Below are 19,381 nucleotides of genomic sequence, written 5' to 3' on the forward strand. Positions count from 1 at the left end.
CGTCGGCGGCGCGTGGCTCGCGCCGGGACGATCTGCAGTCAGTCTCCCCTCATGCCTGGTGAACGCGCCACCATGTCCCGGTAACGGGCTGGGAGTGTTTTCGACCACACCCGATACTTCCCCCGGATCATGGCCCGTTCAAGCGAGGGTGAGCCCTGTCTCTCCTGTGCCTCTCCTTGGCGGATCCGCGCGGGACACACACGATGCCCCGTTAGTGTGGTGGTCCTGTCCGTCCGGTGACCTTTTCGTGACCTTGACCGCCCGCCGGTGCGGACCGCGCAGCACCTTGGAGGTACCTGCCGTGTCGTCCTTGCCCGCCGCCCTCATGGCCGCCGGTGCATCGCCGTCCCCGTCACCGTCCCCCTCGGGCTCGACGGCTCCGGCCGTGCCGACGCTCCAGGACGCACAGGAGAGCGCGACGAACGCGGCGAGCTGGGTCGAGCAGAACTGGTCGACGTGGCTCGCGATGGGTCTGCAGATCCTGCTGGTCGTGGTCGTGGCGGTCGCGCTCAGAGCGGCGGTGCGGCGGGCGATCACCAAGCTGATCGACCGGATGAACCGCACCGTGCAGGCCGTGGACGGCACCGCGCTGGGTGGCCTGCTGGTCAACGCCGAGCGGCGTCGGCAGCGCGCGGCGGCGATCGGCTCGGTGCTGCGCTCGGTGGCCAGCTTCGTGATCCTCGGTACGGCCGCGCTGATGGTGCTGTCCACCTTCAAGATCAACCTGGCGCCGCTGCTGGCCTCGGCCGGTGTTGCGGGTGTGGCGATCGGTTTCGGCGCCCGGAACCTGGTCACCGACTTCCTCTCCGGCGTGTTCATGATCCTGGAGGACCAGTACGGCGTCGGTGACGTGATCGACGCGGGCGTGGCCTCCGGCGAGGTGATCGAGGTCGGGCTGCGGGTGACCAAGCTGCGCGGCGACAGCGGCGAGATCTGGTACGTCCGCAACGGCGAGGTCAAGCGGATCGGCAACCTCTCCCAGGGCTGGGCGACCGCCGGGGTCGACGTGACCGTGAAGGCGAGCGAGGACCTGGACCGGGTCAAGGCCACGCTGGACGAGGTCGCCGAGAAGATGAGCAAGGAAGAGCCCTGGAACGAGCTGCTGTGGAGCCCGATCGAGGTGCTCGGCCTGGACTCCGTCCTGATCGACTCCATGGTGGTCCGGATCTCGGCCAGGACGATGCCGGGCAAGTCGGTGACGGTCGAGCGGGAGTTGCGCTGGCGCGTCAAGCGGGCGTTCGACGCGGCGAGCATCCGCATCGTGGGCGGCGCCACGGCGGTGGAGGACGTGGAGGACGGTCCGGACCCGACGGCGGCGGTCGCCGCGCCCTCGGCGTACGCCAACTCGGACTCCCCACAGGTCGCGGCGACGACCCCCCTCGCCACCCAGCGCCCGGCTCCGCCGGCGAGGTAGGGGAACGGCTCAGCACACTCGTTCGAGCGAACAGGTGGGGCATCCCGGCACCGGAAGCGCCGCGGGTGCCCCATCGTTCCGCCGGGGCGCCCAATGTGGGCCCCATGGCCAGCGGAACCCTCCGCGTGACGCACGCGTGGCAAGACGGCGACGCGCATCACCTCCACAGGAACCCCGCGTCTCCTCCGCATTCGGTGATCCTTTAGGGTCACCTCCACATCGGGCCCTCGTTCTGGAGCGCGACGCCGCCCCGGGGCCCGTTTCGAATGTGGGGAAACATGCGAAAGCTCGCCACAGGCACCGCCCTGTCCGGTGCCCTGGCCCTGGCCGGCCTGGCCGCGCCCGCCGCCTCGGCGGCCGGCGCCCCGGACCTGACGTTCGCCGGCGTGACCGTGAACAAGGGCAAGGCGATCGTGGTCGGCACCACCAAGGCCGTGAGCGTGCCGGTGTCGTACACCCTGACCCGGCCCAAGGACCTGGTCATCGACCAGGAGAAGAACGTCCAGGCGGTGATCCTGTACCGCGGCACGCTGAAGTCGCCCGGCAACGACCTGGGCCCGGACGCGCCGCCCACCTGCACGACGACCGCCACGACCGACACGACGGTCACCGAGAGCTGCACCGAGCAGATCGTCGCCGCTCCGGACGAGTCGCTGTTCGAGGCCGCCGACGCCACCACGTGGAAGGCGGCGGGCATCTACGCGCACAACGACACGACCGTCTCGGACGACTACCTGCACAGCGAGAACGACGTGACCGCGTGGGGCAACCTCGCCTCCGTCAAGGTGCAGCGCGCCGCCCAGCTGACCGTGAACGCCGCCCCCGAGCCCGCGGTCAAGGGCAAGACGCTCACCGTCACGGGCAAGCTGACCCGGGCCGACTGGGCGACCGGCAGGTACCTCGGCTACCAGGGGCAGCAGGTCGTCCTGCAGTTCAAGGCGGACGGCGGCTCGTACGCGAACGTCAAGGCGATCACCTCCGGCACCCAGGGCGCCCTGTCCACCACCGTGAAGGCGACCAAGAGCGGAACCTACCGCTTCGTCTTCGCCGGTACGACCACCACGGGCGCGAAGACGTCCGCCGGTGACCACGTGACGGTCAAGTAGTGACCGCGGGCGCACGCGCGCCCGCACGGCCACGCCCCCGGGATAACGACTCCGTTCCTCGGGGGCGTTGTCTATTGACGCCCCCTTCGTCCTGGGCTTACGTTCCTCCCACCCGAATAGGAAACTTTCCTAACAGTGATCTTCCGTGCGGCCGGTGATCAAGGCTGGACGTCATGCGCAGGTCACTGAGAAGCTGGGCGGCTGGAAAGGCAGGTGTCGACCCCATGGCAGGAACCGCCGGTACGCCGGGCACCCCGCGCGTCCTGCGCGCCATGAACGACCGTGCCGCGCTGGACCTCCTGCTGGAGCACGGGCCGCTGTCGCGCACCCGGATCGGCAAGCTCACCGGCCTGTCCAAGCCGACCGCCTCCCAGCTGCTGGCCCGCCTGGAGGCGGCCGGGCTGGTCCGCGTCACCGGCACCAGCGAGGGCCGACCGGGCCCCAACGCCCAGCTCTACGCGGTCAACCCCGGTGCCGCGTACGCCGCCGGACTCGATGTCACCCCGCACCGCATCCGCGCCGCCGTCGCCGACGTCACCGGCCGCACGGTCGGCGAGTTCGAACTCCCCACCCCCGGCCGGCGCCCGGCCCAGCCCGTCGTCCAGCAGGTCACCGACGCGCTCGACGGCGCCGTGAAGGCCGCCGGGCTCGCCCGGCCCGATGTGCACCGGCTGGTCATCGGCACCCCGGGCGCCTTCGACCCGGGCACCGGGCGCCTGCGCTACGCCTCCCATCTGCCCGGCTGGCACTCTCCCGCGCTGCTCGACGAACTCGCGGCGGCACTGCCGATGCCGGTCGAGTACGAGAACGACGTCAACCTCGTCGCCATCGCCGAACAGCGGCTCGGCGCGGCCCGCGGCCACGAGGACTTCGTGCTGCTGTGGAACCAGGAGGGCCTCGGCGCCGCCCTGGTCCTCGGCGGCCGGCTGCACCGCGGCTGGACCGGCGGCGCCGGCGAGGTCGGCTTCCTGCCGGTACCGGGCACACCCCTGGTGCGCCAGGTGACCAAGGCCAACAGCGGCGGCTACCAGGAGCTGGCCGGCTCCCAGGCGGTACCCGGGCTGGCCCGCGAACTCGGCATCGCGGACGTGCCCTCGGGGCCGTACGCCGAGGCCGCCGCGGAGCTGGTGGCCCGGGCCGCCGATCACGCGAGCGGCCCCTACCGGGAGCTGCTCCAGACCTACGCGACCCGGCTGGCCACCGGTCTCGCCTCACTCGTCTCCGTCCTCGACCCCGAACTCGTCGTCCTCAGCGGCTCCGCACTGACGGCCGGCGGCGAGGTGCTGCGCGCCCTCGTCCAGGCCGAGCTGGCCGAGCTGGCGGCGGCCCGCCCCCGGCTGGTCGTCGGCGACGTCCGCCCACACCCCGTACTGCGCGGCGCGCTGGAGTCCGCGCTCGCCACCACCCGCGACGAGGTCTTCGACACCTCGCGCTGACCCCCGCCGTACCCCAGCAGCACTCCGGTAGCACCTCGGCAGCACCCCCGGTAGCACCTCCCCCTCTCACCCACCCCGTCCCTGGGAGACCTCGCCATGCCCGAAGTCATACCTTCCCTTGCCCGAAAGACGGCTTTTGCCCTGACCGCGTCGCTGGCCCTGCTCGCCACCGCCTGTACCGGCCAGGCCGGTACAGGCGCGACGGACGACGCGTCGAAGGACACGACGATCAACTTCTGGCACGCCTGGAGCGCGCCCAACGAGGTGAAGGCGGTCGAGTCGCTGGTCGCCGGCTTCGAGAAGGCGCACCCCAACATCCACGTGAACATCGTCGGCAACATGACCGATGACAAGATCAACCAGGCGCTGCGCGCCGGCGGCGGGAAGGCCCCGGACGTCATCTCCTCGTTCACCACCAACAACGTGGGCAGGTTCTGCTCCTCGGGCGCGCTGGTGGATCTCAACCCCTTCTTCGAGAAGTCGGGCATCGACCCGGAGACGACGTTCCCGAAACCGATGAACGAGTACACCCGGTTCGACGGGAACCGCTGCGCGGCCCCGCTGCTCGGTGACGCGTACGGGCTCTACTACAACAAGACGGCGTTCAAGAAGGCGGGCATCGCGAACCCGCCCAGGACCTGGTCCGCGTTCGAGGCGGACGCCAAGAAGCTGACCATCGCCCAGGGCGACAGCTACAAGCAGCTCGGGTTCATGCCGGACTACCACGGCTGGGAGTCCACCACCGAGCACTACTTCGCGCAGTTCTCACCGACCTACTTCGACAAGGGCGGCAAGTCGAACCTCGCCGGGGACCCGGCCTTCGAAAAGGGATTCACCCTCCAGAAGAGGCTCGTGGACGAACTCGGCGGATTCCGGAGGCTGGAGAGGTTCCGGGCGACCCTCGGCGACGAGTGGGGGCCCAAGCACCCCTTCCACACCGGTCAGGTGGCCATGCAGCTCGACGGGGAGTGGCGGCTCGGCATGGCCGTGGCGGCCAAGCCGGAGTTCGAGATCGGCGTCGCCCCGCTGCCCGTACCGGACGACGAGGCCGACCAGTACGGCAAGGGCTACATCACCGGGACCATCACGGGCATCGCCGCCGGCAGCCACAAGCAGAACGCGGCCTGGGAACTGGTGAAGTACATGACCACGAACACGGACGCGGTGGTCGCATTCGCCAACGACATCCACAACGTGCCCTCCACACTGGCGGCGCTGAAATCCCCGAAGCTGAAGTACGACCCGCGTTTCAAGACGTTCCTGGACATCGCCGCCGACCCGCACTCCACCACGACGCCCGCCTCCATCAACGGCGGTGTCTACCTGGTGACGATCCAGCAGTTCGGCTACGACTACGAGAGCGGCAAGGTCACCGATCTGAAGGCCGGGCTGAAGAAGGCGGCCGCACAGATCGACACGGACATAGCGCAGGCGAAGTAGCCCATGAGTACCGTCACTCTGACATCGAAGCGCCGGCGGGCGGCACTGCGGACACTCGCCTTCATGTCGCCCTGGCTGATCGGTTTCGCGGTCTTCTTCGCGTACCCGCTGGTCTCGACCGTCTATTTCTCCTTCATGCACTACGACGGCTTCCGGCCGCCGACATGGAGCGGCACGCAGAACTGGACCTACGTCTTCGAGCACTACCCGCTCTTCTGGCCCGCCCTGCGCAACACCCTGTGGCTGGTCGTGATCATGGTGACCCTCCGGGTGGTCTTCGGACTCGGCATCGGGCTGCTCATCACCAGGATCAAGACGGGTACGGGCGTCTTCCGCACCCTGTTCTACCTGCCGTACCTGGCCCCGCCGGTCGCGGCGACGATGGCCTTCGCGTTCCTGCTCAACCCCGGTACCGGCCCGGTCGACTCGCTCCTGGAGAAGGTGGGCGTCCCGGCGCCGGGCTGGTTCAACGACCCCGCCTGGTCCAAGCCGGCCCTCACCCTGCTGGCCCTGTGGGGCATCGGTGACCTGATGGTCATCTTCATGGCCGCGCTGCTGGACGTGCCCACGGAGCAGTACGAGGCGGCCGAGCTGGACGGCGCCTCGGCGTGGCAGCGGTTCCGCTACGTGACGATCCCGAACATCTCCCCGATCGTGATGTTCGCCGTCGTCACCGGCGTCATCCAGACCATGCAGTACTACACACAGCCACTGATCGCGGGAAAGGTCGCCTCGGGCGTGATCCAGGGCGCCGGCACCCAGTTCGAGCCCGGCTACCCGGACAAGTCCACGCTCACCCTCCCCCAGCTCGTCTACAACCTCGGCTTCCAGCGCTTCGACTACGGCTCGGCGTGTGTCGTCGCCCTGGTGCTCTTCGCCCTGTCGATGGCGTTCACCGCGCTGTTGATGCGGCGCCGCGGCGGACTCATCCAGGCAGGTGACTGACCATGACCCAGGTACTGGACAAGCCGGTGCGGCCGGCGCCCCCGGTGTCGTACGGCGCCGAACGCACGGCCCGCCGCCGCGCCCTGCTGGAGTGGGTCGCGGTCCACTCCCTCGGCGTCGCCGCCGCGCTGTTCTTCACGCTCCCCTTCGTGTTCGTGTTCCTGACCTCGCTGATGAGCGACAGCCAGGCGCTCAGCCGGGACCTGATCCCGCACACCTGGGAGTGGGGCAACTACCGGCAGGTCTTCGCCACGCCCGGCTTCCTGACCTGGTGGAAGAACACCCTGATCTACGCCGGCCTCGGCACCGTCCTGACGGTGGTGTCCTCGATCCCGGTGGCGTACGCGCTCGCCAAGTTCCGCTTCCGAGGCCGCAATCTGTCACTCATGCTGGTGATCTCGATGATGATGCTGCCCCCGCAGGTGGTCATCATCCCGATGTACCTGTTCTGGGCGAAGCAGCTGGACCTGTCCGGCACGCTGTGGCCGCTGATCATCCCGATGGCGTTCGGGGACGCGTTCTCGATCTTCCTGCTGCGCCAGTTCCTGATGACGATCCCGAACGAGTACCTGGACGCGGCGCGCGTCGACGGCTGCGGCGACCTGCGCACGCTCCTGAAGGTCGTCCTCCCGATGGCCAGGCCCGGCATCGCCGCGGTGGCCCTCTTCCAGTTCTTCTACGCCTGGAACGACTACTTCGGTCCCCAGATCTACGCGTCCGAGAACCCCGGCGCCTGGACCCTCAGTTACGGCCTGGAGTCCTTCAAGGGCGCCCACCACACCGACTGGAACCTCACCATGGCCGCCACCGTGCTGGTCATGGCCCCCGTGATCCTCGTGTTCTTCTTCGCCCAGAAGGCGTTCGTCGAGGGCGTCACGCTCACTGGAGTGAAGGGTTGAACCCAGCATGAAACTCACCGTGGTCGGCGGAGGCTCGACCTACACCCCCGAACTCATCGACGGCTTCGCCCGCCTCAGGGACTCCCTGCCCATCGAGGAACTCGTCCTGGTGGACCCGGCCGCCGAGCGCCTGGAACTGGTGGGCGGCCTGGCCCGCCGTATCTTCGCCAGGCAGGGCCACGACGGCCGCATCGTCACGACCCCGGACCTGGACGCGGCGGTCGAGGGCGCCGACGCCGTGCTGCTCCAGCTGCGCGTCGGCGGACAGGCGGCCCGTCAGCAGGACGAGACCTGGCCGCTGGAATGCGGCTGCGTGGGCCAGGAGACGACCGGCGCCGGCGGCCTCGCCAAGGCGTTGCGCACGGTCCCGGTGGTCCTGGACATCGCCGAGCGCGTCCGCCGTGCCAACCCGCGCGCCTGGATCATCGACTTCACCAACCCGGTCGGCATCGTCACCCGCGCCCTGCTCCAGGCCGGGCACCGGGCGGTGGGTCTGTGCAACGTGGCGATCGGCCTCCAGCGCAAGTTCGCCGGCCTGCTGGGCCTGGCCCCCGCGGACATCCACCTCGCGCACGTCGGCCTCAACCACCTCACCTGGGAGACGGCCGTGCGGCTGGGCGGCCCGGAGGGCGAGAACCTCCTGCCCGAGCTGCTCGCCCGGCACGGTGACGCGATCGCCGGCGACCTCCGCCTCCCCCGCCCCCTCCTGGACCGCCTGGGCGTGGTGCCCTCCTACTACCTGCGCTACTACTACGCGCACGACGAGGTCGTCCGAGAACTGCGGACCAAGCCCTCCCGGGCCGCCGAAGTGGCGGCCATGGAACGCGAGCTGCTGTCGATGTACGGCGACCCCCTGCTGGACGAGAAGCCGGCGCTGCTCGCCAGGCGGGGCGGCGCCTACTACTCGGAGGCGGCCGTGGACCTCGCGGCGGCCCTGCTGGGCGGCGGGGGCAGCCCCTACCAGGTGGTGAACACCCTCAACAAGGGCACGCTGCCCTTCCTCCCCGACGACGCGGTGATCGAGGTGCAGGCGGCGGTCGGCCCGACGGGCCCCGCGCCGCTGCCGGTCCCCGACCTGGACCCCCTCTTCGCGGGTCTCGTCGCGAACGTGACCGCGTACGAGGACCTGGCCCTGGAGGCGGCGCTGCGCGGCGGCCGGGACCGGGTCTTCCGCGCCCTCCTCGCCCACCCGCTGATCGGCCAGTACGAGTACGCCGAGACCCTCACCGACCAGTTGATCGCACACAACCGGGAGCACCTGGCGTGGGCCTGACCGCACCTGAGACCGCGCGTGTCCTCGCCATCGACGCGGGCAACAGCAAGACCGACGTGGCCGTGGTCACCGCCGCCGGACAGGTCCTGGCCACGGCCCGCGGCGGCGGTTTCCGGCCGCCCGCGGTGGGCGTGGCGGCGGCGATCGACGCGCTGGCCGAACCCGTCGCGCGGGCGTTCGCCGACGCCGGCGTGACGTCGGTCGCCCATGTCTCGGCCTGCCTGGCCAACGCCGATCTGCCGGTGGAGGAGGAGCGGTTGGCGACCGCGCTGCGGGCGCGCGCGTGGGGGCCGTCGGTGGAGGTCCGCAACGACACGTTCGCGATCCTCCGCGCGGGTGTGGCCGAGCCGCGCGGCGTCGCGGTCGTCTGCGGCGCGGGCATCAACTGCGTCGGCATGCGCCCCGACGGCCGCACCGCCCGCTTCCCGGCGATCGGTCGTATCTCCGGGGACTGGGGCGGCGGCTGGGGCCTGGCCGAGGAGGCCCTCTGGTACGCCGCCCGCGCGGAGGACGGCCGGGGCGAGCCGACGGCCCTGTCCCGCACGCTGCCCGCGCACTTCGGCCTGCCGACCATGTACGCCCTCATCGAGGCCCTGCACCTGGAGCACATCGAGCACGACCGCCGGCACGAGCTGAGCCCGGTCCTGTTCGCCACGGCCGCCGACGGCGACGCGGTGGCCCGCTCCCTGGTCGCCCGGCTCGCGGAGGAGGTCACGGTGATGGCCACGGTGGCCCTGACCCGCCTGGACCTCCTCGACGAGGAGACACCGGTGCTGCTGGGCGGCAGCGTCCTGACCGCCGGACACCCCCAGCTGAACGACGCCATCGGCGAGCTGCTGTCCGCCCGCGCCCCGAAGGCCCGGGCCCGCGTGGTCACGGCCGGACCGGTGCTGGGCGCGGCCCTGCTGGGCCTGGACCGGCTGGGGGCGGGGGCGCACGCGCAGGAGCGGGCGCGGGACCACTGGGAGTCGGCGAGGGCGTGACCTGCGCAGCGGAACCGATCCGCTGTACCCGGCGTGTTCATCAGCAGGGGGTGGTGTGCCGGGTGGCACGCGCCCTTGGGCACGCTGCGATCCGATCAAGATCCAGTGAAGGCCGGTGCGGATGCCGGTCCGGACGGTGATACTGGGCGGCGAACGGATGACCATGGGGGAGGTCGAGTGACACACCCGCCGAAGAGCAGCGCGGCGCCACCGGTGGCGGGACCCGCCGTACCCGCCGCCGCCCCCGGCATCCCCGCGCAGCCCGGCCGGCCGGTGCCCCCGGTCCCTCCCGCGCCCCCGGCGCGTCGTACCGCCTTCGCCGAGGGTGTCGAGCGGCTGCGCGCCGCCGCGACCACCGAGCCCGGCCGGCTGCGGATCATCGGGGCCCTCCTCGCTGTGCTGGTGCTCGCCTTCGGGGCCGTCACCGCCTGGCAGACCAGCGAGCGGGCGGCCGCCGCCGACGACGTGCTGCACCGGAGCCAGCCGCTCAGTTCCGGCGCGGCCGGCATCTACCGCTCGCTGGCGGACGCCAACACGGCGGCGTCCAGCGGGTTCCTCGCGGGCGGCCAGGAGACCGCCGCCTCCCGGGACCGGTACGAGAAGGACATCCGCGGTGCCGCCGCCGGGCTCGTGACCGCCGCCGCCAACGCCGAGCCCGGCTCGGCCTCCGAGGCGGCCATCACCAGGCTGAACCGGCTGCTGCCCGAGTACAAGGGCCTCATCGAGCGCGCCCGGACCTACAACCGGCAGGGCTATCCGGTGGGCGGCGCCTATCTGCGGTACGCCAACGAGAAGATGCAGAAGGAGATGCTCCCGGCGGCGGAGGATCTCTACACCAAGGAGAACCAGCGGCTCGACGCCGACTACGCGGACGCCACGCCCTACCCCTGGGCCGCCATCGCGCTCGGCGTCCTCGCGCTCGCCGCGCTCGGCTGGGCCCAGCACCGCACGTACCGGCACACCAACCGCGTCCTCAACCACGGCCTGGTCGCCGGCACCGCCGGCACCACGGTCGTGCTGCTGTGGCTGGTCGTCGGGCACATGGTCGCCCGGTCGGACCTCGACGGCTCCTACGACCACGGCATCCGCTCGCTCAGCGTCCTGCACGACGCCCGGATCGCCTCTCTGAAGGCGCGCGGGAACGAGAACCTGAGCCTGGTGGCGCGCGGCGCCGAGACCATCACGGTCGCCGGAAAGCCGTACGACGCCTACTACTACGACTTCGACAAGAACATGGCCGTGCTCGGCAAGGGGCTCACCGCGGCCGGGAAGCTCGCCGACGACCAGGCCGGCAGCACGCCGGTCAAGGCGGCCGAGGGCAACATGGCGGTGTGGAAGCAGCGCCACGCCTCGGCCCGCGCCGAGGACGAGAACGGCAACTACCAGCAGGCGCTGGACAAGGTGATCGGTGCCAAGGGCGCGACGGGTGAGTGTTTCGACGGTGTCGACGCCCACCTCGCGCGGGCCATCGACCACGAGCAGACCGAGTTCCAGCAGGCCGCGGGGGACGGGCGGGACGCCATGACCGGGCTGCCGGTGGGCGCGGCCGTCCTCGCGGTGCTGGGCGCCGCCGGTGCCGTCGCCGGCATCGGACGCAGGCTTTCGGAGTACCGGTGACAGGGGGCAGGACGATGTACGCGGCACGTGCACGGGCCTCCCTGCGGGGCTGGGGCGGGGTCGGCGCGATGGCGGTGCTGTGCGCGCTGGCGCTGGCATTCGTCCTGTTGCTGCCCCGCACCCAGACACCGGACGGGGGCAGCCCGGCCGGACAGAAGGTGGTCACCGGCAGCCAGGCCCGCGCCGACGGCTGCACGGACTCCGAGGCGCAGCAGCAGACCCTCGCCCCGTCCGGCGCGGACGGCCCGACGATCGACGCCATCAAGGCGCGTACGGGCGCCAGGCGCAAGCTGATCGTCGGCGTCGACCAGAACAGCTACCACTGGGGCTACCGCAACCCGAACACCGAGGGCGCGGGGCTGGAGGGCTTCGACATCGACCTGGTGCACAGGATCGCGCAGGACATCCTCGGCGACCCGGACGCCGTGCAGTTCAAGGCGATCCCGACCAGCCAGCGCATACCGGCGATCCAGGACGGCCGGGTGGACATGGTCGTGCGGACGATGACGATCACCTGTGACCGGCTGTCACAAGTGGACTTCTCCGCGCCCTACTTCAAGACCGGACAGCAGGTGCTCGCGCCCAAGTCGTCCGCCATCACGGGCTATGACGACTCGCTCGCGCACAAGAAGGTCTGCACGGCGGCCGGTTCGACCGCGTACACCAAGCTGGACGCGGACCGGAAGACCGGCGAGCTGCCGGCCTCCACCGACATCTCCACCACCGTCCCGAACCAGCTGGACTGCCTGGTACGGCTGCAACTGGGCGAGGTGGACGCGGTCGTGACCGACGGCGCGCTCGCCGCGAGCCAGGCCGCGCAGGACCCGACCGTCGAACTCAAGGGCAAGGCGTTCACGACCGAGTACTACGGCGTGGCGATGAAGAAGGGCGCCACCGATCTGGTACGCCGGGTCAATCGCGTTCTGGTGGACTACCGCGCGCACGGCTGGCAGGCGTCGTACGACACCTGGCTGTCGGCGACACTGGGGGAGGACTCGGCGGCTTCCGAGCCGCCCGCGCCGCGGTATCTGCGCAACAGCTGAATCCGGTATCCGGCAACAGGCCGACCACACAGCAGCGAGAGGTGATCGATGGGCGTCACGGACCCCGCCGGGCCGGTGATGGACCGGGACGAGGTGGACCGTGCGCTGGCGCGGCTCGGCCAGGAGCACGAGGCGATCGAGACCTCCCTGCTGGCCCTGCAGGACCACGCGGGCCGCAGACTCCTCGAGGGCGCCGAACTGACGGGCGTGACCCGGGAACGCTGGCAGGCCACGGAGGCGCGGATCACCCTGCTGTGGGGGTACTTCGACGCCTACGCGGCCGCGCTGCGGGGCGCCCGCGAGATCCGCGCCCGGCGCCGCTGGTCCAGCCGCGAGGACCTGGCCGAGCTGACCGAGCTGCTGCGCGGCGAGTCCGTCACCGTCGCCGGGAACGGCACGCTGAGCGAGACGTTCTCGCTGACCGCCCTGGTGGGCCGGATGAACGAGCTGTACGCGACGAGTCTGGATCTGGTCGTCGCCGCCGACGCCGTCTGGTCGGCGCTGCCCGCACGGATCGATTTACTCGCCGCGGAACTCCAGCGCACCCGCAAGCTCGCCCACTCCGCCGGTGTCCGGCCGGGTGAACACCCGGCCGGAGACGACCTGGAGCGGATCACCCGCACGCTGACCAAGCTGCGCGAGGACGTCGTCTGCGACCCGCTCGCCTTCTGGGTACCGGCCGAGGGCAGTTCGGCACCCGGCGGTGGCCGTCCGGACACCACGGTGTACGACCGTGAGGCGCGCGCCCTGGAGGACGTACGGCGGGAGATCGACGCGGTGCTCACCGTCCGGCAGGACGCGGAGGCCCGGCTGATCCGGCTGCGGGACGTGCTCTCGCGCGCCGACCGCACGCTGGCGGAGGCGCGTACCGCGCGCGGCGAGGTGCTGGCGAAGATCGCCGCCACCGAGGTGCCCGTCGTCAGCGGGCCGCCGACCGCGCTGCAGGAGCAGCTGGCGGCGGCCGCCGAGTACCGGCGGCGGGCGCAGTGGCACCGGCTCTCCCCGCTCCTGGAGTCCCTGGAGCAGCAGGCCGAGGACGAACTCCTGCGGGCCCGCGAGTCGTTGACCGCGGTCACCGCACCGCTCGCGGTCCGTGCCGAGCTGCGCGGCCGGCTCGACGCGTACAAGGCGAAGGTCGCCCGGCACGGCCTCGCCGAGGACACGCTGCTCATCGAGCGGTACGACGCCGCCCGGCGGATGCTGTGGAGCGCGCCCTGCGACCTGCGCGTGGCGGAACAGGCCGTGCTGCGCTACCAGCGGTCGGCGGCCGAGCTGCTCGGCGGCGCGAGCGCGCCGGAGGACCGGAAGGGGGACCAGTCATGAGCCTGCCGGGACAGACCTGTCAGCGGCCGGGCTGCGAGGGGACGTACGAGGACGTCGGCGGCGGCGAGCTGTACTGCGACACCTGCGGCCTCGCACCGGTCGTCTCCGCGACCGGGATGGTCGGCTCACAGCCCACCGGGATCACCAGGGGCTCGGCCGGCAGCGGCAGTTCCCGCAGCTCGCGCAGTTCCCGTACGTCCTCCCAGTCGTCGAAGTCGCGCCGGTCGGTGTCCGGGCGGCTCTCCCGGTCCCTGTCGGGCGCGTCCACCGGCCGTTCGGTGTCGGTGCGCAGCTCCGGTTCGTCCTCGGGAACGTCGACGCGCGGGCGGCTGGGCGCCGGGCTGGTGAGCGTGCCGCAGGTACCCCGGCCCGACCCGCGCGCGATGGTGCTGGAGAACCCGGAGGTGCCCGAGCGGAAGCGGTTCTGCTCGCGCTCGGACTGCGGGGCGCCGGTCGGCCGGGCCCGGGGCGAGCGCCCGGGGCGCACGGAGGGCTTCTGCACCAAGTGCGGCCACCCGTACTCGTTCGTGCCGAAGCTGAAGGCCGGGGACATCGTGCACGGCCAGTACGAGGTCGTGGGCTGCCTCGCGCACGGCGGGCTCGGCTGGGTCTACCTCGCCGTCGACCGGGCCGTCTCCGACCGATGGGTGGTGCTCAAGGGCCTGCTGGACACCGGTGACCAGGACGCGATGGCCGCCGCGATCTCCGAGCGGCGCTTCCTCGCGGAGATCGAGCACGCCAACATCGTGCGGATCTACAACTTCGTGGAGCACCTCGACCAGCGCACCGGCTCCCTCGACGGCTACATCGTCATGGAGTACGTGGGTGGCAAGTCGCTCAAGGAGATCGCCAACGGCCACCGCACGCCCGACGGCAGGCGCGACCCGCTGCCGGTGGAGCAGGCCTGCGCCTACGGCATCGAGGCCCTGGAGGCGCTCGGCCATCTGCACAGCCGCAACCTGCTGTACTGCGACTTCAAGGTCGACAACGCCATCCAGACCGAGGACCAGCTCAAACTGATCGACATGGGCGCGGTGCGCCGCATGGACGACGACGAGTCGGCGATCTACGGCACGGTCGGCTACCAGGCGCCGGAGGTCGGCGAGGTCGGTCCGTCGGTGGCGAGCGACCTGTACACGGTCGGCCGTACGCTCGCCGTGCTCACCTTCGACTTCCAGGGCTACACGAACGTCTTCGCGGACTCCCTGCCCGACCCGGACACCATCGAGGTCTTCCGCCGCTACGAGTCCTTCTACCGGTTCCTCGTGCGTGCCACCGACCCCGACCCGGCCGGCAGGTTCGCCTCCGCGCAGGAGATGTCCGAGCAGCTGACCGGAGTGCTGCGCGAGGTCGTCTCGCTGCAGACCGGGCAGGCACGGCCCGCGCTGTCGACCCTGTTCGGGCCCGAGGTGAAGGTCACCGACACGGAGTTGTTCCCGCGGCTGGACGGCGATGTCTCCCGGCTGGGGGCGCGCCCGGCACGCAACGCCGGGCCCGGCCCCGCGCTGCCCCCGCCGGCCCTCGTCCGGCCCGTCGAGACCCCGGCCGCCGCGCTCGCCCTGCCGGTCCCGCTGGTCGACCCGAACGACCCCAACGCCGGTTTCCTGGCGGGGCTGATGGCCTCCGCGCCGGCCGAGCTGATCAGTGCGCTGGACGCGGCGCCCGCGCGGACCGTGGAGACCCGGATCCGGCAGATCCGCGCCCGGCTGGAGAGCGGTGACCACCAGGCCGCGCTGATGTCCCTCGCCAGGCTGGACGAGGAACGGCCCGACGACTGGCGGGTGGTCTGGTACCGGGGTGTGGCCGCCCTGGTCACCGGCGACTTCGAGGGCGCCGCGCTCGCCTTCGACGCGATCTACGACGCCTTTCCCGGCGAGGCCGCGCCCAAGCTGGCGCTCGCCCTGTGCGCGGAGGTGCTGGGCCAACTGGACAACGCCGCCGAGTACTACCGCCTGGTGTGGGCGACCGACCCCGGCTATGTGAGCGCGGCCTTCGGCCTGGCCCGGGTGCGGCTCGCGGCCGGCGACCGGCACAGTGCCGTGGCGACGCTGGAGTCGGTGCCGGAGTCCTCCATCCACTACACGGCCGCCCGGGTCGCCGCCGTCCGGGCCCGGCTCAGACAGCGCACGGCGAGCGCCGGTGACGTACCGTTCCTGGACGACCTGACGGCCGCCGCCGGGCAGGTGGAGGCGCTGGACGCGTACGGTCTGGATCCGGCCCGGCGCGAGCAGTTGTCCGCCGAGGTGCTCGGCGGTGCGCTGGACTGGATACTCTCCGGAGGGCAGGGCACCGCCCCGCCGGCCGCCGGCGGACGGGTGCTGCTGGGCAGTGGTCTGGACGAGCGGGGCCTCCGCTTCGGTCTGGAGCGCGCCTACCGCACGCTGGCCCGGCTGGCGCCCGGCGGCGAGGAGAGGATCGAACTGGTGGAACGGGCCAACCGTTACCGCCCCCGGACGTGGGTGTAGTTGATGTCGCAGATGCCCCAGCAGGCCGCACTGTCGAAGTGCCCGAGCTGCGCGGAGCCCGTCGAGCCGGGTGACCTCTTCTGCGGAGCGTGCGGTTACGACCTATCGGTGGTGCCCGCCCCGCCGCAGGACCATCCGACCCTCACGATGACCGGCTCCCCCGGTCCCGGGGACGGCGTGGACTGGCCGGCCCCCGAGCCGCCCGGCTCCGGCGGCACCCCGGCCGCGGTGCATCGGCCGGCCGACCTGCCCGGCACGGACTCGGGCGGCAAGCCGCTGCACCCCGAGGAGGCCGCCACCCCCGGCGTCCGCTTCGACCGGCCCGCGGAGCCCGACGAGTACCCGCTGCAGGCACCGGACCCGCGCGCGGCACCCGACGCCGTCGTGACCGCACCGGCCGGCCCGGCCGATCCGGCCCAGGTCTGCGTGGCCTGCCGGGCGGGCCGGGTGGACAGCGACGGCTACTGCGAGAACTGCGGGCACGCCCAGCCCCGCGAACGCGACCACATGGAGCGGGAGTCGGGCCCGGTCGCCGCCGTCAGCGACCGGGGCCTGCGCCACCACCGCAACGAGGACGCCTTCGCCGTCGGCCACACCACGCTGCCCGACGGCACGCCCGCCGCCCTCGCCGTCGTCTGCGACGGCGTCTCCTCGGCGACCCGCCCCGACGACGCCTCCCAGGCCGCCTCCCAGGCGGCCGGGGACACCCTGCTGGCCGCGCTGCCGCGCGGCACCCACCCGCAGCAGGCCATGCACGAGGCGATCGTCGCCGCCTCGCAGGCCGTCAACGCGCTCGCCGAGGAGCCCGCCACGGCCCGCGAGCACGCCCCGCACCAGAACGCCCCAGCCTGCACGATCGTCGGTGCGATCGTCACCTCCGGACTGCTGGTCGTCGGCTGGGTCGGCGACAGCCGCGTCTACTGGGTGCCGGCCGACCGTGGCGCGCCCCCGGCCCGGCTGACCGAGGACGACTCCTGGGCCGCGCAGATGGTCGCCGCCGGACTGATGAGCGAGGCCGAGGCGTACGCCGACGAGCGCGCCCACGCGATCACCGGCTGGCTCGGCGCGGACGCCTACGAACTGGAGCCGCACACCGCTTCCTTCAAGCCGGACCGGCCCGGCGCCGTGGTGGTGTGCACCGACGGCCTGTGGAACTACGCCGAGACGGCCGAGGAGATGTTCGCGGTCGTCCCACCGGACGCGGCGACGCGCCCGTTGCACAGCGCCCGGGTGCTGGTCGGTCACGCCCTGGACGGCGGGGGCCACGACAACGTAACAGTGGCGGTCCTGCCGTTCCCGGCGCCGTCGCAGGGGGCAGTATCGGCCTGAGGCCGCAGAAGAAGGCCGTACACAACGCCTCGTGGGACGGGGCAGCCGCGGCGGGCCGGAGGGGACCGGTCCGTCCACACTCACCGCCTCGCGTCAGCGGGGTGTGCCAAGGGGGAGTCGATCAAGCATGGCCAATTTCGCGAAGTCGAACGCGCCGCAGTTCTCGGTGGACGTCTACCAGAACGAGTACCTGCCCGAGGGCGGCCGCGAGGTCAACGCCGTCGTCACGGTGACGGCCACGGGCGGCGGCACCGTCGGCAGCGCCGTCGCCGCGTCCGCGTACCCACCGGGGCAGCGGCCGTCCGCCGCCGTGGCGATCATGGTCGACTGCTCGGGCTCCATGGACTATCCGCCGGTCAAGATGCGCAACGCCCGCGACGCCACGGCCGCCGCGATCGACACCCTGCGCGACGGCACCCACTTCGCGGTGATCGGCGGCACCCACGTGGCCGCGGAGGTCTACCCGGGCGGGGGGCGGCTCGCGGTCGCCGACGCCACCACCCGTGAGCAGGCCAAGCAGGCGCTGCGCCGGCTCAGCGCGGGCGGGGGTACGGCCATCGGCACCTGGCTGCGGCTCGCCGAACGGCTGCTGTCCTCGGCGGACGTCACCATCCGGCACGGCATCCTGCTGACCGACGGCCGCAACGAACACGAGTCGCCGCAGGACCTGAGAGCCGCGCTGGACGTGTGCGCGGGACGGTTCACCTGTGACGCCCGGGGCGTGGGCACCGATTGGGAAGTGAAAGAAGTCACAGGGATCGCCTCCGCGCTGCTCGGCACCGCCGACATCGTCGCCGACCCGGTGGGCCTGGCCGCGGACTTCACGCGGATGATGGAGTCGGCGATGGGCAAGGAGGTCGCCGACGTCTCCTTGCGGGTGTGGACGCCGGTCGGCACGACCATCAGGTTCGTCAAGCAAGTCGCCCCCGCCGTCGAGGACTTGACCGGCCGGCGCACCGAGGTCGGGCCGCGCGCCGGGGACTACCCCACCGGGTCCTGGGGCGACGAGTCCCGCGACTACCACCTGTGTGTGGAGGTCCCGCCGGCCGGGCTCGGCCAGGAGATGCTCGCCGCCCGGGTCTCCCTGGTCGTCCCACAAGCGGACGGAACGGTACAGAACCTCGGCGCGCAGGGGCTCGTACGGGCCGTGTGGACCGATGACATGACGGCCTCCACCTCGATCAGTCCCCAAGTCGCCCACTACACCGGGCAGGCCGAACTGGCCCAAGCCATCCAGCAAGGGCTCGACCTTCGTAAAGCGGGCGATTTCGATGGGGCAACGGCCAAACTGGGGCGTGCGGTTCAGCTCGCGAGTGCCTCGGGGAACGCCGATACTGCGAAACTGCTTGCGAAGGTGGTGGACGTGGTCGACGCCGCGACAGGTACTGTGCGGTTGAAGACGAAGGTCGCGGAGGCCGATGAGATGACTCTGGAGACCCGGTCCACAAAGACTGTCCGGGTAAAGAAGTGACTCTGGAAGCGATTCGAGCGATCCAGCCGGACCCTTAGGAGAAGGGGAAGCACCGACATGCCGACCTGCCCGAACGGACACCAGTCGGGTTCCGACGACTGGTGCGAGGTCTGCGGTCACCGCATGGCCGGTGCCGTACCTCCGCCCCCTCCGCCGCCGCCCGCCGGTGGCTACGGCTTCCCACCGCCGCAGGGCACCCAGCCCGGCGGCCGCCCGCAGGCGCCGGGTGCGCCCGAGGCGGAGCTGTGCCCGCAGTGCCGTACGCCCCGCGAGGGCGGCGCGCCGTTCTGCGAGGAGTGCCGGTGGAACTTCCTGACCAACACGGCCACTTCGTACACCCCGGCTGCCCCGCGCCCGACGCAGCCCCGCTTCGAGCCGCCGAGCGCGACGTACGGCGGCGGTGACTCGTACGAGTACCACGGCTCGCGGCCCTCGCAGGTGAACCGGCCCGCCGAGCCGATCCCGTCCTTCGGCAGCGAGCCGTCGGGCCCGACGCCGTTCGGCGGCGACCGGCGCCCGCCGGTACCGCCGCCGGGCTTCGGCGGGGGCCAGGGGCAGGGACAAGGTCAGGGGCAAGGTCCCGGCGGTCCGTCCGGTTTCGGGAGCAACCCCGGTCAGGGCCAGGGACCCGGTTCCG

At 71.9% G+C, this 19,381-nt stretch carries 14 protein-coding genes and 1 pseudogene; all 15 read left to right on the forward strand.

Features of this window, described 5'->3' with window-relative positions:
- Nucleotides 1–325 precede the first annotated feature (325 nt).
- Entirely contained in the window at nucleotides 326–1,414 is a 1,089-nt protein-coding gene (locus AC07C1_RS18080; protein WP_478940416.1) for a mechanosensitive ion channel family protein, read from the forward strand.
- Nucleotides 1,415–1,692: 278 nt separating this feature from the next.
- A complete protein-coding gene (locus tag AC07C1_RS18085) occupies nucleotides 1,693–2,520 on the forward strand; it encodes a hypothetical protein (RefSeq protein WP_478940063.1) in 828 nt (275 codons plus the stop codon).
- A gap of 224 nt (nucleotides 2,521–2,744) precedes the next feature.
- The gene (locus tag AC07C1_RS18090; RefSeq protein WP_478940065.1) at nucleotides 2,745–3,956 is read left to right on the forward strand and encodes an ROK family transcriptional regulator; all 1,212 of its coding nucleotides are present in this window, start codon (nucleotides 2,745–2,747) and stop codon (nucleotides 3,954–3,956) included.
- Nucleotides 3,957–4,052: 96 nt separating this feature from the next.
- Nucleotides 4,053–5,396 (forward strand): ABC transporter substrate-binding protein, encoded by a 1,344-nt coding sequence (locus tag AC07C1_RS18095; protein ID WP_478940067.1) that lies wholly within the window; start codon nucleotides 4,053–4,055, stop codon nucleotides 5,394–5,396.
- Nucleotides 5,397–5,399: 3 nt separating this feature from the next.
- Entirely contained in the window at nucleotides 5,400–6,341 is a 942-nt protein-coding gene (locus AC07C1_RS18100) for a carbohydrate ABC transporter permease (protein WP_478940069.1), read from the forward strand.
- A 2-nt stretch (nucleotides 6,342–6,343) separates the two neighbouring features.
- Entirely contained in the window at nucleotides 6,344–7,240 is an 897-nt protein-coding gene (locus AC07C1_RS18105; protein ID WP_478940071.1) for a carbohydrate ABC transporter permease, read from the forward strand.
- A gap of 7 nt (nucleotides 7,241–7,247) precedes the next feature.
- Nucleotides 7,248–8,513 carry a 6-phospho-beta-glucosidase gene (locus tag AC07C1_RS18110; protein WP_478940073.1) on the forward strand — a complete coding sequence of 422 codons (1,266 nt, stop codon included), beginning with the start codon at nucleotides 7,248–7,250 and terminating at the stop codon, nucleotides 8,511–8,513.
- A complete protein-coding gene (locus AC07C1_RS18115; RefSeq protein WP_478940075.1) occupies nucleotides 8,504–9,496 on the forward strand; it encodes an N-acetylglucosamine kinase in 993 nt (330 codons plus the stop codon). The genes AC07C1_RS18110 and AC07C1_RS18115 overlap by 10 nt, the downstream gene beginning before the upstream one ends.
- A gap of 177 nt (nucleotides 9,497–9,673) precedes the next feature.
- On the forward strand, nucleotides 9,674–11,113 hold the full coding sequence (locus AC07C1_RS18120; RefSeq protein WP_478940076.1) for a hypothetical protein: 1,440 nt from the start codon (nucleotides 9,674–9,676) through the stop codon (nucleotides 11,111–11,113).
- A 14-nt stretch (nucleotides 11,114–11,127) separates the two neighbouring features.
- On the forward strand, nucleotides 11,128–12,156 hold the full coding sequence (locus AC07C1_RS18125) for a glutamate ABC transporter substrate-binding protein (protein WP_478940078.1): 1,029 nt from the start codon (nucleotides 11,128–11,130) through the stop codon (nucleotides 12,154–12,156).
- A 48-nt stretch (nucleotides 12,157–12,204) separates the two neighbouring features.
- A complete protein-coding gene (locus AC07C1_RS18130; RefSeq protein WP_478940080.1) occupies nucleotides 12,205–13,479 on the forward strand; it encodes a coiled-coil domain-containing protein in 1,275 nt (424 codons plus the stop codon).
- Complete coding sequence (locus AC07C1_RS18135) at nucleotides 13,476–15,944, forward strand: serine/threonine-protein kinase (protein ID WP_478940082.1); 2,469 nt, start codon at nucleotides 13,476–13,478, stop codon at nucleotides 15,942–15,944. Before AC07C1_RS18130 ends, AC07C1_RS18135 begins: the two co-directional genes overlap by 4 nt.
- A 3-nt stretch (nucleotides 15,945–15,947) precedes the next feature.
- Entirely contained in the window at nucleotides 15,948–17,273 is a 1,326-nt protein-coding gene (locus AC07C1_RS18140; protein WP_478940084.1) for a PP2C family protein-serine/threonine phosphatase, read from the forward strand.
- Between the two features lie 127 nt (nucleotides 17,274–17,400).
- Entirely contained in the window at nucleotides 17,401–18,744 is a 1,344-nt protein-coding gene (locus AC07C1_RS18145) for a vWA domain-containing protein (protein WP_478940086.1), read from the forward strand.
- Between the two features lie 57 nt (nucleotides 18,745–18,801).
- Nucleotides 18,802–19,381 (forward strand): annotated as a pseudogene (locus AC07C1_RS18150) (FHA domain-containing protein); the annotation flags it as partial.

It is taken from the genome of Streptomyces sp. NPDC045022, assembly GCF_056432605.1.